At 50.0% G+C, this 254-nt stretch carries 1 pseudogene; it reads left to right on the top strand.

What is annotated here, in order from left to right:
• Nucleotides 1-140: 140 nt before the first annotated feature.
• A pseudogene (locus SB725_RS32570) lies at nt 141-254 on the top strand (DNA-binding response regulator); the annotation flags it as partial.

The following is a 254-nucleotide window of genomic DNA, read 5'->3' as shown; positions in this document are numbered from 1 at the left end:
ATCGATGACTATTCAGTCATCCGCGCCAAGATGGCAGAAATGTAATTTTTTTTCCATCTCTCTGTATCAATCTCCAGGATAGCTTCGACAACGCGGCGTTGAGCCCGCTTCAGCCTCCTTACCTGAAAGGTAAGCGTGCAATGAGGATCTTGATCGTCGAGGACGAGCCAAAAATGGCGTCCTACCTTAAAAAAGGGCTTACGGAAGCCAGTTTCACTGTCGATATTGCGGCGGACGGGAGGGACGGACTGTTC

Source organism: Pseudomonas sp. SIMBA_041 (assembly GCF_046535095.1).
Lineage (GTDB): Bacteria > Pseudomonadota > Gammaproteobacteria > Pseudomonadales > Pseudomonadaceae > Aquipseudomonas > Aquipseudomonas mucoides.
Note: the sequence above shows the minus strand (reverse complement) of the source record. Positions and strands in the feature narration are given on the sequence as shown.